Here is a 12,939-nt window from a genome sequence, read left to right as displayed (position 1 = left end):
GCCGCATTGCTGCAGCTCTTTCGTTGTTATGACTTACTTCTTACGATTTTTTAGTCGATTCATCATGTTCAAACGACGTTCTGCTGAGGCTTGATCTGGCTTTTCGTCATTTGGGTTGTTACGACGGCCTTGGCGATCTTTGTACGCCGCTTTTGTGTGAAGTTTTTCAATGTAGGCATCACGCTGTTTAGGCTCATAACCAGGCTGTTCAACACGGCGGATGCGTTGCTGGATAAGGTTTTCAACCTGAACAACAGTCAACTCTTCTTCGCGGCTGACAAATGAGACAGCATGTCCCTGTTTGCCAGCACGACCAGTACGACCTATGCGGTGTACATAATCTTCGGCGAGAAATGGCATGTCATAGTTAACCACGTGCGGCAGGTCGACGATATCTAAACCACGTGCAGCCACATCGGTCGCAACCATGACACGCACTTTGCCTTCTTTAAATTCTTCAAGAGCGCGTCGACGTGCACTTTGTGCTTTATCGCCATGACACAGCACGGCCTTGATGCCATCCAGTTTCAGCTCTTTAACCACGTCATTAGCCGTCTCTTTATAGTTCACAAACACTAAGACTTGTTGCCAATTTTTGCGGCCAATCAGCTCAGACAGCAGTTCCGTTTTACGCTCTTGATCGACAGGGTAAACCACATGCGCCACTGTTGCGGCCGTGGTATTGGCACGATCGGCATTAATGCGCTTGGGTTTGCGTAAAATATCGCCCGCCAGTTGGTTAAGCTGAGTGGATGTAGTGGCCGAGAACATCATGATTTGCGGTGAGGTTTCCACTTCCAGCATGATTTTACGCACGGGATTGATGAACCCCATATCTAAAATTCGATCTGCTTCGTCGAAAACCAAAAACTCAAGGTTGGCGAGTGAAACATTACCTTCACTTAAATGCTCTTCTAATCGGCCAGGGGTCGCGACCAAAATGTCCACACCTATTTCAAGCTGACGAACTTGAGAAGACATTTTATTTCCACCGTAAACAGCAGCGATACTGAGTTTGGTGTACTTGACGTAGTCTTTAATGTTCTGGGCAATTTGTGCCACTAATTCACGCGTGGGTGCCAAAATTAAGCCTCGCGCTGTTTTAGGCGAAGGTTGCTTGCCGCTATCTAACAGATGTTGAATAACGGGCAGTGCGAATGCTGCGGTTTTGCCTGTGCCAGTTTGCGCCGTTGCAAAAATATCATGCCCTTTACGAGCCTCGGGAATGGCTTGTCGCTGAATGGGGGTAAGTTTTTCATAGCCGCATTCAGTAAGCGCTTTAACAAGTTCAGGTGCAAAACCTTGAGATGAAAATGACATTTAACGGGTTCCTTAAGCAGACAGCCTACAGTTCTTAATTTTAGCCGTGCACTATATAGGATTTAGAGTGATTTATCTCACGTTTATCGTGATCAGTGATAAATTTCCTACATTATTGACCAATTGTATTTGAGTTCACAAATGAGATGAATTGGTGATTCATAGCGGTTGCCTATCTTTCTATTATGTTTTTACTTCAGAAGCCGATAATAAATGGTAGACTCTCAACACTTGCGTAGCATCATGATGACGCAGAAGTAATTAACCTTGATAAAGGATGCATAGACGCCATGGACAATGCAGATTTTGTACAGAAACGGCAATATTACCGCTTAAAGTATCCAAAGCGGGCAAGACCTACCGTAAAAATTGATGATCAGCTATTCCATGTCTGTGAAATATCAGAGCAAGGCATTCGTATTTCAATGCCGAGAGTGACTACCTTATATTGTGGTCTATCGATGTCTGGTACGGTGCAGCTACGCAGCAATAATACAGTCAAAATTGCAGGTCAAGTACTGCGCTTTCAACAAGATGAAGTCGTGGTTCAACTATCCAATGGTCCTGCTTTTAAGCACATGGTTGAAGAACAGCGTTATATTCGCCAAAGATACCCGTCTTACTTCTCGTCTTTACGTTCTGCTTAAATCAAAAACTGTCTGCGTTGAAACGAGCGGTGCGTGCTTCTGCGATTGTGCAGTGCGTGATGTGCATAAGTTCGGCGAGAGTGATTGATGGGTTTTGTTTAACAAGCCTTACCAACTTGGCTGATTTGGGTTCAAGCTGTTCCTGATATTCTGCCAGTTTGTCTTTGAGTCTCGTTATTAAAAATTGCATGGCCAGTGAATCAAGTTCTCTGAGCCGATTTGCCAATAATTCAAGTTGCGTTATCTCACCACTGATTTGCCAATTTCTGGAACGTCGTATTCGTTTCAGGTCGCACTGATATTCTCTCGCCAGCATTTTTGCTTTTTTCGCATTTTCTCCACCAAGCCGATGAATCAATGAGGGGAGGGAAATCGTGATGATCATAATAGCCATGTTCTTGTTTGGATGACTTTCCGTTATAACACGGTCTTATAAAACGGTGAAACCCCGATAGTTGGTAGCTATCGGGGTTTCGAATTTTTAGATTTCTCGGATGGTAAGGCCGATAGTCTTTATGCAAAAGGTTGGATTTTATCCAACTAATTCCTTGGTAGGAAATTAGATGCGGATGAAGTCCATGTGCTCAACTTTTGGCTTGAACACGTGACGTTGAACGTCTTGTGGCTTAACTTTTACTTCTGCGCCATCAATTACTAGAGTAATTGCTTCGTAGAATTCTGGTTTGTCCATTTGGTTGATCACGTCAGAATGATCCAGTGCGATAGCAACTGGCGCTGCTTCACCACCGTAAACAACTGCTGGGAATTGGCCCGCGTGACGTAGGCGGCGGCTCGCACCTTTACCTAGTTCAGTACGTACTACTGCTTCGAATTTCATAGTTTTTACACTCAAATTAGTAAAAATAAACTTCACATCTGCAATGCGACCTTGCTGATGTGGTATAGCTTTGATAGTGAATCAATGATTACTAACAAAACGAGCGCGGATACTAGCACTCTATCTAAGATGGGGCAATAGAAAATCCCTTGCAGCATCGATTTATTGCAGTGTTACGAAGGACCGTGACAGTCTTTATTGCTTAATGTCGAGTTCGATTTCGTCCATTAAACCGAACGAAAAGTTAGCACCGCTTTTAACCCCCCCATGGTGCTAGTCGATAGGGTTAGCGTACCGCGATAACTGTGCGCCATTTCACTGACAATATTCAACCCAAGCCCAGATCCAGAGGTTGTTTCGTCTAAGCGCACGCCACGTTGTACCGCTTTAGCCAGATCTTGCTCAGCAATACCTGGGCCATCGTCTTCAATGTGGATTTCTACCCAGCCTTCTTCTCGATTTTTTGCGTGAACTCGAACCAAAGAAGCTGCCCATTTGTAGCTATTTTCCAGTAGGTTGCCGAGCATCTCGTCGAGATCGGTTGGGTCAACGGCAACCTCTAGATCAGAATCCAACTCATTAACTAACGTGATTTCACGCTGTGCGTAAATTTTGTCAAATGCCATAGAAATAGCATCTACCCGTTCGCTTGGATTGGCTTTTACCGCAAGAATATTCATTGAGCCAGCCATGCGCGCGCGGCCTAGATGGTAGTCAATCTGCTTTTGTAACTGTTCAATCGGTGTTCTGAGTTTCTGCTGTTGTGCGAAATCAAGATGATCGATCTCATTGCGCAGTACAGAAATCGGTGTTTTTAAAGCGTGAGAGAGATTGCCTGCATGATTACGTGCACGTTCAAGCAATTCTTGATAGTGGAATAACAGTGCATTCAAATCATTGACTAACGGAAAGACTTCTTTTGGGTACTCGTCACTGAGACTGGCTTGTTGACCTTTGCGCAATGCGGCCAGCTCTTTTTGCATTTTCCCTAACGGCCGTAATGACCAACTGACTTGCAAGCCAATCAGCACCAATACACCACTGAAGAGTAGGCCTAGTATCATCCACAATTGGCTAATTACGCTGTTTAAAGTGTCTTGTAATGGCGCTTCATCAAGACCGATGGTAATGGTGATAGGAGAAGGAAAATCTGGTAAGTAGATGATTTGTTCAATGACGATCAGTTTTTCATCTCTTGCGCCTTTGACGATGCTTTTCAAGCCATGTTTTTCGCTGATAAGGCGCTTATCCCACAATGAGCGAGAACGAAGCGATTGATCATGGCTTGAGGCCGTCCAATAAAGGCCGCTGTAGGGTTGGCTAAAACGAGGGTCTGAAAGGCGCGACGACAGTACTAGATTTCCTTGCGGTGTCGCTTCCAAGTTCGCCGTGATTTCATCCATCGCTAAGCGTAGCTGACTTTGCACATCATTGACTAGGTAGTCTTTGATCAGTGTGGGAATGCCAATTCCCGCCGCTAAAATCATGGTACCTAACCAAAACGTTGCCGCGAGCAGTAAACGACTTTTTAAACTGAGGCGCTTTAAGGCCGAGGTTTTATTTTGCATTAAGCTGGTATCCCAGTCCTCTCACGGTTTTGATAATGTTGTTATTGATTTTTTTACGGATGCGGCCAATAAACACTTCGATGGTGTTGGAGTCTCTATCGAAATCTTGTTTGTAGATGTGTTCTACCAGTTCAGTCCGTGAAATGACTTTGTCGGCATTGTGCATGAAGTAGGCAACCACTTTGTATTCCAGTGCCGTCAAGCTCACCGCTTGACCTTGCCACATCACTTTAGAGGTTCGAGTATCAAGGCTTAAGTCACCGATTTGCATCACAGGGGAAGCGTTACCTGATGCTCGGCGCAGTTGTGCGCGGATACGAGCGGTTAATTCCACCATCTCAAATGGTTTGGTGAGGTAATCATCCGCTCCTGCATTTAAGCCCTCGACTCGTTGAGTCAAACCGTCTCTTGCACTGAGGATCACAATGGGCGTATTAATGTTTTCATCTCGAATGCCTTTCAATACGGTGAGCCCATCGAGCTTGGGTAAACCGAGGTCGAGCACAATCACATCCCACTCTTCTGATGTAGCGCGATAGAGTGCATCAATGCCATCTTGTGATAATTCAGGCACCCAGCCGGTCTGTTCAAGCGCTTCTACAATTTGTTCCCCAAGACGAGGATCGTCTTCGACTACCAATATTTTCATGGTTATTCTCTATTTTTTGATGATGTCGCGTAGGTTCCTGCCACGAATAGCCATTAGTTCTAATGTGCTTGCATTATATTCTACGCGGATAACTCGGTTGTCATGCATCAGTTTTAATTCGTAGACCCATTCACCATCATCTTCATCTAACTCTACCTTGATAACTCGGCCATTGAGTTCTTTATCTATCGTGGCATAAAGCTCAGACAATGGATGAATTAAACCTTTTTGAACTGCCGCGTAGACCTCGTCTTGATCCTCATCAATCTCTACCTTGGTTCCTGGCTTATAAGTGTCTTGAACCCAATCGTGTACATCACTGCTTGCAGCTAAAGTGGGTAAGGATAATGATGAGAGCAGCAGTAAGCGTGCGAAAGCTTTACCCTTTTTGAACAACATGTTGCGCCCCCTGTAAATAAGATGAACAGAGTATAAATGACCTTACATGAATAGAAAGTGAATCATCGGTTTTGTAGCTCATCTTCAAAGATCTTATCGCGCATTTTCCAAAATCGTCCCACTTTTCGCGCAATGACAAATTGTGGTGGACGAAAACGGTGTTGATGAGCCACCACTTTGCTTGGTGAAGATTGATCAAAAGGGCGATGCTTATCGGCTAGGTGTGGTCGCACAAATTGGTCGTGGAACACCTGTTTCTGTTTCTTGGTGGTTAGTGGCCAAAATTCGTGGACTTGCGCATCGTTCTCACCACGATAGGTAACGCGCAGTTGCGCTTTTCCACTTGCATCTTTATGTACATTCAAATCCATTTCGATACATTCAAAAACCAATGCATCTTTGAGGTTGAGTGCCTCTTTGAGCTTTTTATCAGGGTCAACCAGTGTTGCGTCACATTCATGGCAGATACGTGCGGCGATATCGTTGTCAGCGCCACACTCACCACAATATTTTGCTCTAAAACGGTAACCACAGTGTTCTCGTTCGCCACTTTCTTCGTCTGTAAAATAGCCTTGGCAACGTCGACCATAGTGTTCAAGCAAAAAACCAGCGGCATCAAGTTTACCCCAAAAGTTGTTATTAAAACCGCAGGCCGGACAGGGAATGGTAATAATTTCACTGTTGGGATCGGGCTTTGGCTCACCGACTTCTGGTTGATAAAGATCATAGTTATTGCCCGCATAATCCAATACCAAACATTCGGTTTTTCCTGCGGATAAGCGTAGCCCACGTCCGACAATTTGCTGATATAAACTGATGGACTCGGTGGGGCGTAAAATCGCAATCAGGTCAACATGCGGAGCATCAAAACCTGTGGTCAATACCGACACGTTAACTAAGAATTTGATTTGGCGCTGTTTAAACTGCTTGATGATGGTGTCGCGCTCAGGGGTCGGCGTGTCACCAATGACGATGGCAGTTTCGTTATTGGGCAGTAATTGCACAATTTCTTGGGCGTGGCGAACGGTGGCCGCAAAGATCATTACTCCCTGTTTTTGCTGTGCTAGTTGGATGATTTGTTGAACAATCTGTGGTGTGGCACGTTTCGATTGCTCAATCACCATGTCGAGTTCGGCTTCTTTGTAGCGCCCGGTATTGGCGGGTTTTAACTGCGAAAAATCGTAACTGAGCACGGGGGCATCAACCATTCGCGCTGGCGTTAAAAAAGCTTCATCAAGCAGATAACGGATCGGTAGCTCAAAAATACAGTCACGGAAGAAGCGAGGCTCCTCACTGCGCACTTGGCCGCGAGTATGGTATTGATAAATCCAGCCCATGCCTAAACGATAAGGCGTAGCGGTTAACCCCAACACTTTAATCCCTGGGTTGAGCTCGCTTAAATGGGTGATCACCTTTTGATAGCTACTACTTTTCTCATCCGGTACGCGGTGGCATTCATCAATCACCAGTAATGAAAATTGATTTTTAAAGGCATCTAAATTGCGCACCACGGATTGTACCGAAGCGAAGACGACCTGTTGATCGGTCTCTTTTCGTCCTAAACCTGCCGCAAATACCGCGCCTTGCAAACCGTAGCCCTCATATTTGGCATGGTTTTGCTCTACCAGTTCTTTCACGTGCGCTAGTACTAAGACTCGTCCTTTGGCAAGCCTTGCCAGCTCAGCAATAACCAAACTTTTTCCTGCCCCCGTCGGTAGTACAATTACGGCGGGCGTAGTGTGATGACGAAAATAGTGGATCACGGCTTTGACCGAGTCCGATTGATAAGGACGAAGTGTGTACATAACTCGCGTTTTCTCTTGTTGAACGCTGGATAAAAACAGTGAAATAGATCAACTATTTCATTTTAGCTGCGTATAATACCTGACTTGATTTAGATGAGGTAATCATGCGGTTAGATAAATTTTTGTGTGATGCGTTAGGTGCGACACGTAAAGAAGCCACCAAGATCATCAAAAGTGGTGATGTCACAGTAAATGGTAAGACGCAGAAAAGTGGTTCATTGCAGGTGACACAGGAGTGTGAGGTGGAGTGGCAAGGCCGTGAGTTAATCTTGCATGGCCCGCGCTATATCATGTTACACAAACCCGCTGGCTACGTTTGCTCACATGAAGACGGCTTCAATCATACGGCATTTATTTTGCTCGATGAAGTGAATGTTCAAGACTTGCATTTTGCAGGACGTTTGGATGTCGATACCACAGGTTTGGTTCTGATCACCGATGACGGTCAATGGTCTCATCGCATTACCTCGCCAAAACACAAATGCGACAAAACCTACCGTGTCTGGCTTGCAGACCCTATTGAAGCGAATTATGTCGAACAATTCTTAACGGGTATTGAACTGCGTAATGAGCGTGAGCCAACCTTGCCTGCGCAATTGGAAGTCGTCGGTGAGAATGAATGTTTACTGACCATTCATGAAGGCAAATACCATCAAGTTAAACGCATGTTTGCTGCTTTAGGCAATAAAGTGGTTGGCCTTCACCGTGAGCGCATTGGTCATATTGTGCTAGATGAGGCACTAGAGCCCGGTGAATACCGTTATTTGACTGACCAAGAAGTGGCTTCTATTGGGGCTTGAACGACCTAGCTTTACTGCAACTTCATTCCTTATTTATCTGGAGAACTATGACTTCATCTAAACCTGTTACAGCGAATAATACGCCGCACATTAGTTTTTTACTCTTCTTAGTATTAGGCGCGATTGGCGCATTAACGCCGCTGGCGATTGATATGTATCTGCCAGCCATGCCAGCGATTGCTAAAGATCTCGGTGTGAGTGCTGGAGCGGTACAAATGACGCTGACCGCTTATACCGCTGGTTTTGCGATAGGCCAACTATTGCATGGCCCGCTGGCCGACAGTTATGGCCGTCGCCCAGTGCTGCTGATCGGCGTATTACTGTTTGGTATTGCTGCCACTGTGAGTGCGACTACGCAAGGTATTGAAGCGTTAACGTATGTTCGCGCTGCGCAAGGTTTTGCTGGAGCAGCGGCGGCTGTGGTTATTCAAGCGGTGGTGCGTGATATGTTTGATCGCGAAGATTTTGCCCGCGCCATGTCTTTTGTCACCTTAGTGATGACTGTTGCCCCGTTAGCTGCGCCGATGATTGGCGGACACTTGGCCATTTGGTTTGGTTGGCGTTCGATATTTTGGGTGTTAGCTATTTTTGCCGCGGTGGTGATTGCTCTCGTGGTTTGGAAAATTCCAGAAACACTCAGTGCAGAAAATCGTCAACCACTACGCTTTCGAAATACCATTCGCAACTATGTGCAGTTAAGCCGTAACCCAGTCGCGATGGGGCTTGTTTTTTCTGGTGCTTTCTCGTTCGCTGGTATGTTTGCCTTTTTGACCGCAGGCTCTTTTGTCTATATTGATATTTATGGAGTCGATCCTGATCAATTTGGTTACCTGTTTGGCCTCAATATCGTCGCGATGATTATCATGACCAGCTTGAATGGTCGAATGGTGAAACGAGTCGGTTCCCACGCCATGCTACGCTTTGGTTTATTGATTCAGTTGTGCGCAGGTATCGGGCTATTTATCGCGTGGTTACTCAACCTTGGTTTATGGGGTATTGTGCCTTTTGTGGTGCTTTTTATTGGTACATTGTCAACGATAGGCAGTAATTCAATGGGATTATTGTTAAGTGGTTATCCGAAAATGGCGGGTACCGCTTCTTCACTGGCTGGAACGTTGCGTTTTGGCACAGGCTCAGTGGTTGCGGCGATTGTCGCGATGATGCCTAGTGATGTTGAGTGGCCGATGATTGTGGTCATGACGGCGTGCTCGGTACTTTCATCTCTTTTTTATTGGACATTAGGAAGAAAGGCGTAATGTCAGAGTATTACCTCGAAATTCAACGTGTAGTGAATACAGCGCTGCAAGAGTTAACAGCAGAACACCAAGCGAATAAGCTGGTGAATGCGCCTTTAGCTAATAATCACTTTTTGGTGCATTGGGTGAGTAAGGCATTGAAAGCACAACGATTCCATCGCTGTGTGGTGGATGATTTAAATCGTTGGCAGAAAGCTGGACGTTCGAAAGGCAACCAATCTGAATTACTGTTTATCTTCAAACGCATCTCAGCATTTTACGGTAAGTTTTTTGCGCAAGAGGCGGATAACATCATTACCGATAAGAAAATTGACGCGTTTTTGGAATTCATGGAAGCGGCTCACTGGGAAGTGACAACATGTGATCCATTGGTGAATGAAGGCAAATTACAGCTTTTTACCGATGGGCAAAACTCATTAGCTTTGTGCGCAAATCAGTGTGAATCATGCTTTGATGGTGAACTGCTCGTGAAGCCGATGAACTGGTTTGTGCGGGGCCATCATGCTGATTTCGTCGAAAAAGCCAGCAATGCTGGCTTTATGGTGCACAAACGTACCGATTATAAGTCGAATGTGAAATATCATGGTGAGTATTTGATATACCCAAGCAACCATGGCGTGCAATTGGCTGAAATTCCATTAGGCTTTCCTATTGATTAGTATGGAATTGAAACCCAATAAGTTGCAGAGCTAGCGATTTCGCTAGCTCTTTTTGTGTGCCTTTTTGACGATGGCTTTGACCATGCCATTAAAAATAAAAAGGTGGGCAGGCATCATCGCGAACCAGTAAAGTAACCCTAAGAATCCTTTGGGGTGCCACCATGCGGCCACATTGAGTTCTCGTGTTTCGCCTAGATCTTTAATGGTAAATTCCAATCGCCCTAATCCTGGGCCTTTCATCCCAAAAAGAAGAGACAAAAACTGTTGAGGTTGGCAGCGGATCACTTTCCACGAATCAATAAAATCGCCAACTTGCAGTTCCGGGCCACAAGGGGAGCGGCGCACAGGTTTGCCACCACCGAATAAAAGATCGAGCCATTCGCGTGTACGCCATAGTGCATTGGCAAAAAAATAGCCTTCTTGGCGGCTGCCTATGGTTCGGATAATATCCCATAAAGCCTCAGCAGAAGCGCTGGTCTGAATCGTTGCTCCTGCCTGTTTAGGATAGTAGCCAAAACCGGGTTGCCAACGCTGTAGGGCACTTGGATCAAATCCCCACACCTGCGAGCGTGTAAATTCCCCTTCATGCTCGATTATTTTGGTGACAACGTCACGATAGGAGGTCAGTTTCTGGGGATAGCGTGCTTCAATGGCTTGTGAGTCGGCAATGTAATCATGATCTAAACCAGCAAGTAGTGCTCTGCCAATATTAGAGGGAACGGAGGTGACAAGACCTAGCCAGTAAGAAGCCATTTTTGGGGTTAATAGTGGGGTTGACCATAACCGAAAAGGTTTCTGCGTTGCCTGACAAATAATGGCAAATTGTTCTCTGTAGGAGAGGGTGTCAGGCCCACCGACTTCAAACAATTGGTGTGCAACGGGCTGTTCATTAGCTAATTCAAGTAGATAATGATTGAGGTTTTCCAGCGCTATCGGATTTGCTTTGGAATCAACCCATTTGGGAGTGATGAGCATCGGTAAGTTGTAAACAAAATCACGCATGATTTCAAATGCGGCTGATCCCGGTCCAAGAATAACACCGGCTCTTAATTCGGTGACTGGGACGGGACTTTTCCTAAGTAGATCGCCTGTCATTTTCCGTGCTTTGAGGTGCTCTGAGTTTCCGGTTTGTGGTTGAATCGCACTTAAGTAGATCAGGTGTTTGACTTGGCTAACCTCAAGGGCTTGTTTAACGTTTTCCGCTAGCGACAATTCATAGTCGACGAAATCATGTCCTTGCGCCATACCGTGCACTAAAAAATAAACCAGTTCAAATTGTGGAATAAGCGCAAGTGTCGCCTCTTTATCGGTAAGGTCTAAATAACGCAAGGTAAGGTTGGGATGAGATATGGCACGTGAGGTTAAGTAGTCAATGTGCCTAGCTGCGGCCGTTACTTGAAAACCTTGCGCTAATAGCAAAGGTAACAGTTGTGAGCCGACATAGCCTGATGCGCCGAGTACTAACACTTTTTTCATGACGGTCCCTTCAAATAAGATGGTTAGATTATGCTCACAGACGTATAATAGCGACTTCATTTTTCCTGTGCTATCAATGTGTTGAATTTGAGGTGATCGGTTGTCTGTTTTTTCGCAAATCGTGTTACATACAAGAGGCGATTTTTTCCGTCGCTTAATGGCTATCGCTCTGCCGATCACCTTGCAAAGTATTATGTTTTCTAGCCGTGGTCTAGTGGATGTTTTGATGCTAGGGCAATTAGGTGAGGCTGAAATTGCTGCGGTAGGCGTTGCCGCTAGAGCAACTTTTGTCACCACCATCATGCTAGTGGGCGTGACAACCGGAGGCGCACTGTTAACAGCTCAGTATTGGGGCGCAGGAAACAAACAGGGCGTGCGAGAAAGTACGGCACTTACGTGGTTAGTCGCTAACCTATTTGCTGCAATGACGGTGGCACTATTTTTACTGTTTCCAAGTCAAATCATGGCACTAACCACGGATTCCGAGACCGTTAATGCGCTAGGTAGCCAATATTTGGTTATTACCTCCCTCAGTATGTTTGCTGTAGCTTGCTGCGAGCGATGCATAAACCGGGGCTCAGCACGTTTTTTAGCGGTATTGGTATTGTTTCAAACGTGTTTTTAAACTGGGTGCTGATTTTCGGTAAATTGGGTTTTCCCGCGATGGGAATCGAAGGTGCGGCGATTGCTACCGTGCTCAGTGGTTTTATTGAAGTCGCGTGTTTATACGGTTACCTCTATGCCAAGAAACATCTGTTAGCGTTTGGAATTGACGATATCCGAGCCATCATTGAATGGCCTACCATTTCTCGTTTTTTGAAGCTTTCGTTGCCAACCACCTTTAATTTCCTTGCATGGGCAGGCGGTTTATTTGTCTACCATGCCATTATGGGGCAGAGTGGTGTGCAAGGTTTAGCGGCGCTATCGGTGATGACGCCAGTAGAATCGATTTCATTGAGTTTACTGATTGGGATGTCGAATGCGGCTGCGGTTTTAGTCGGTAACCAACTTGGCGCTAAGCAGTACGATGCCGTTTATTATCAAGCCTTGGGTTTAACTATCATCAGCCTTCTTGTAGGCGTGATCGTCGCTGCCGCCTTGTATGTGGTGCAGATCCCTATCCTGAACTCTTTCACCGCCTTGACGGATGAAACCCGTGCTTTATCTGAAGAGTTTATCGTGATACTGAGCCTTGGCATCATTTTACGTTCCATTCCAATGACTGTGATTGTTGGCGTGTTGCGAGCTGGCGGTGACGTAAAGTTTTGTCTTTATCAAGATTTAGTCGCGCAGTGGCTGATCGGTATTCCGTTAGCCGCATTTTGTGCGATTGTGCTTGGTGCTAAGCCTGAAGCCATCTATTTATTGTTTCTCGTTGAAGAGTTGATTAAATGGGGCGGTTCTCTTTATCGAATGAAAAGCAAGAAGTGGATGCGAAATTTGATTGAAAATTAGACACAACGCAGTTAGGTGGTGCAATTTGATGCACATAATGTGATCCGGTATCCAAAATGCTTTCTAC

At 45.5% G+C, this 12,939-nt stretch carries 12 protein-coding genes and 1 pseudogene; 5 read left to right on the top strand and 8 right to left on the bottom strand.

What is annotated here, in order from left to right; translation table 11 throughout:
• Window positions 1-33: 33 nt before the first annotated feature.
• The gene (locus tag AACQ75_RS17005) at window positions 34-1,320 is read right to left on the bottom strand and encodes a DEAD/DEAH box helicase (RefSeq protein ID WP_170889116.1); all 1,287 of its coding nucleotides are present in this window, start codon (window positions 1,318-1,320) and stop codon (window positions 34-36) included.
• Window positions 1,321-1,610: 290 nt separating this feature from the next.
• Between AACQ75_RS17005 and AACQ75_RS17000 the strand changes: the two genes are divergently transcribed.
• Window positions 1,611-1,967: a PilZ domain-containing protein gene (locus AACQ75_RS17000; RefSeq protein ID WP_017046184.1), complete on the top strand. Its 357-nt coding sequence runs from the start codon at window positions 1,611-1,613 to the stop codon at window positions 1,965-1,967.
• Window position 1,968: 1 nt separating this feature from the next.
• Here AACQ75_RS17000 and AACQ75_RS16995 read toward each other — a convergent pair whose 3' ends face one another.
• From AACQ75_RS16995 to AACQ75_RS16970, 6 genes are all read right to left on the bottom strand, one after another.
• Window positions 1,969-2,361 (bottom strand): ribosome recycling factor family protein, encoded by a 393-nt coding sequence (locus AACQ75_RS16995; protein ID WP_017046183.1) that lies wholly within the window; start codon window positions 2,359-2,361, stop codon window positions 1,969-1,971.
• A 165-nt stretch (window positions 2,362-2,526) separates the two neighbouring features.
• Complete coding sequence (gene rplY / locus AACQ75_RS16990; RefSeq protein WP_010318386.1) at window positions 2,527-2,805, bottom strand: 50S ribosomal protein L25; 279 nt, start codon at window positions 2,803-2,805, stop codon at window positions 2,527-2,529.
• Between the two features lie 227 nt (window positions 2,806-3,032).
• On the bottom strand, window positions 3,033-4,373 hold the full coding sequence (locus tag AACQ75_RS16985) for an ATP-binding protein (RefSeq protein ID WP_013857021.1): 1,341 nt from the start codon (window positions 4,371-4,373) through the stop codon (window positions 3,033-3,035).
• Window positions 4,363-5,022: a response regulator transcription factor gene (locus AACQ75_RS16980; protein ID WP_010318384.1), complete on the bottom strand. Its 660-nt coding sequence runs from the start codon at window positions 5,020-5,022 to the stop codon at window positions 4,363-4,365. The genes AACQ75_RS16985 and AACQ75_RS16980 overlap by 11 nt, the downstream gene beginning before the upstream one ends.
• Before the next feature lie 9 nt (window positions 5,023-5,031).
• Window positions 5,032-5,421 (bottom strand): PepSY domain-containing protein, encoded by a 390-nt coding sequence (locus AACQ75_RS16975; protein WP_010318383.1) that lies wholly within the window; start codon window positions 5,419-5,421, stop codon window positions 5,032-5,034.
• Between the two features lie 62 nt (window positions 5,422-5,483).
• Window positions 5,484-7,226, bottom strand: a complete 1,743-nt coding sequence (locus AACQ75_RS16970) for a DEAD/DEAH box helicase (protein WP_013857019.1) — start codon at window positions 7,224-7,226, stop codon at window positions 5,484-5,486.
• A 104-nt stretch (window positions 7,227-7,330) separates the two neighbouring features.
• On the opposite strand from AACQ75_RS16970, the gene rsuA reads away from it, so the two are divergent.
• Genes rsuA through AACQ75_RS16955 form a run of 3 tightly spaced genes read left to right on the top strand, consistent with a single transcriptional unit; the run spans window position 7,331 to window position 9,941 of the window.
• On the top strand, window positions 7,331-8,026 hold the full coding sequence (rsuA, locus tag AACQ75_RS16965) for a 16S rRNA pseudouridine(516) synthase RsuA (RefSeq protein WP_017044313.1): 696 nt from the start codon (window positions 7,331-7,333) through the stop codon (window positions 8,024-8,026).
• A 47-nt stretch (window positions 8,027-8,073) separates the two neighbouring features.
• Window positions 8,074-9,282 carry a Bcr/CflA family multidrug efflux MFS transporter gene (locus AACQ75_RS16960; RefSeq protein ID WP_170889115.1) on the top strand — a complete coding sequence of 403 codons (1,209 nt, stop codon included), beginning with the start codon at window positions 8,074-8,076 and terminating at the stop codon, window positions 9,280-9,282.
• Window positions 9,282-9,941, top strand: a complete 660-nt coding sequence (locus tag AACQ75_RS16955; protein ID WP_094147890.1) for a DUF2913 family protein — start codon at window positions 9,282-9,284, stop codon at window positions 9,939-9,941. The genes AACQ75_RS16960 and AACQ75_RS16955 overlap by 1 nt, the downstream gene beginning before the upstream one ends.
• A 42-nt stretch (window positions 9,942-9,983) precedes the next feature.
• Here the strand turns inward: AACQ75_RS16955 and AACQ75_RS16950 are convergent, their stop codons facing one another.
• Entirely contained in the window at window positions 9,984-11,477 is a 1,494-nt protein-coding gene (locus AACQ75_RS16950; protein ID WP_170889114.1) for a DUF2867 domain-containing protein, read from the bottom strand.
• 40 nt (window positions 11,478-11,517) lie between these two features.
• On the opposite strand from AACQ75_RS16950, the pseudogene AACQ75_RS16945 reads away from it, so the two are divergent.
• Window positions 11,518-12,872, top strand: a pseudogene (locus tag AACQ75_RS16945) (MATE family efflux transporter).
• Window positions 12,873-12,939 lie beyond the last annotated feature (67 nt).

It is taken from the genome of Vibrio sp. B1-2 (assembly GCF_963888445.1).
Lineage (GTDB): Bacteria > Pseudomonadota > Gammaproteobacteria > Enterobacterales > Vibrionaceae > Vibrio > Vibrio anguillarum.
This window is presented reverse-complemented; position numbering and strand designations above follow the sequence as displayed.

Coding starts and splice junctions, on each gene's coding strand:
- AACQ75_RS17005 (WP_170889116.1), bottom strand. CDS start 1,320: ATGTCATTTTCATCTCAAGGTTTTGCACCTGAACTTGTTAAAGCGCTT.
- AACQ75_RS17000 (WP_017046184.1), top strand. CDS start 1,611: ATGGACAATGCAGATTTTGTACAGAAACGGCAATATTACCGCTTAAAG.
- AACQ75_RS16995 (WP_017046183.1), bottom strand. CDS start 2,361: ATGGCTATTATGATCATCACGATTTCCCTCCCCTCATTGATTCATCGG.
- rplY (WP_010318386.1), bottom strand. CDS start 2,805: ATGAAATTCGAAGCAGTAGTACGTACTGAACTAGGTAAAGGTGCGAGC.
- AACQ75_RS16985 (WP_013857021.1), bottom strand. CDS start 4,373: ATGCAAAATAAAACCTCGGCCTTAAAGCGCCTCAGTTTAAAAAGTCGT.
- AACQ75_RS16980 (WP_010318384.1), bottom strand. CDS start 5,022: ATGAAAATATTGGTAGTCGAAGACGATCCTCGTCTTGGGGAACAAATT.
- AACQ75_RS16975 (WP_010318383.1), bottom strand. CDS start 5,421: ATGTTGTTCAAAAAGGGTAAAGCTTTCGCACGCTTACTGCTGCTCTCA.
- AACQ75_RS16970 (WP_013857019.1), bottom strand. CDS start 7,226: ATGTACACACTTCGTCCTTATCAATCGGACTCGGTCAAAGCCGTGATC.
- rsuA (WP_017044313.1), top strand. CDS start 7,331: ATGCGGTTAGATAAATTTTTGTGTGATGCGTTAGGTGCGACACGTAAA.
- AACQ75_RS16960 (WP_170889115.1), top strand. CDS start 8,074: ATGACTTCATCTAAACCTGTTACAGCGAATAATACGCCGCACATTAGT.
- AACQ75_RS16955 (WP_094147890.1), top strand. CDS start 9,282: ATGTCAGAGTATTACCTCGAAATTCAACGTGTAGTGAATACAGCGCTG.
- AACQ75_RS16950 (WP_170889114.1), bottom strand. CDS start 11,477: ATGAAGTCGCTATTATACGTCTGTGAGCATAATCTAACCATCTTATTT.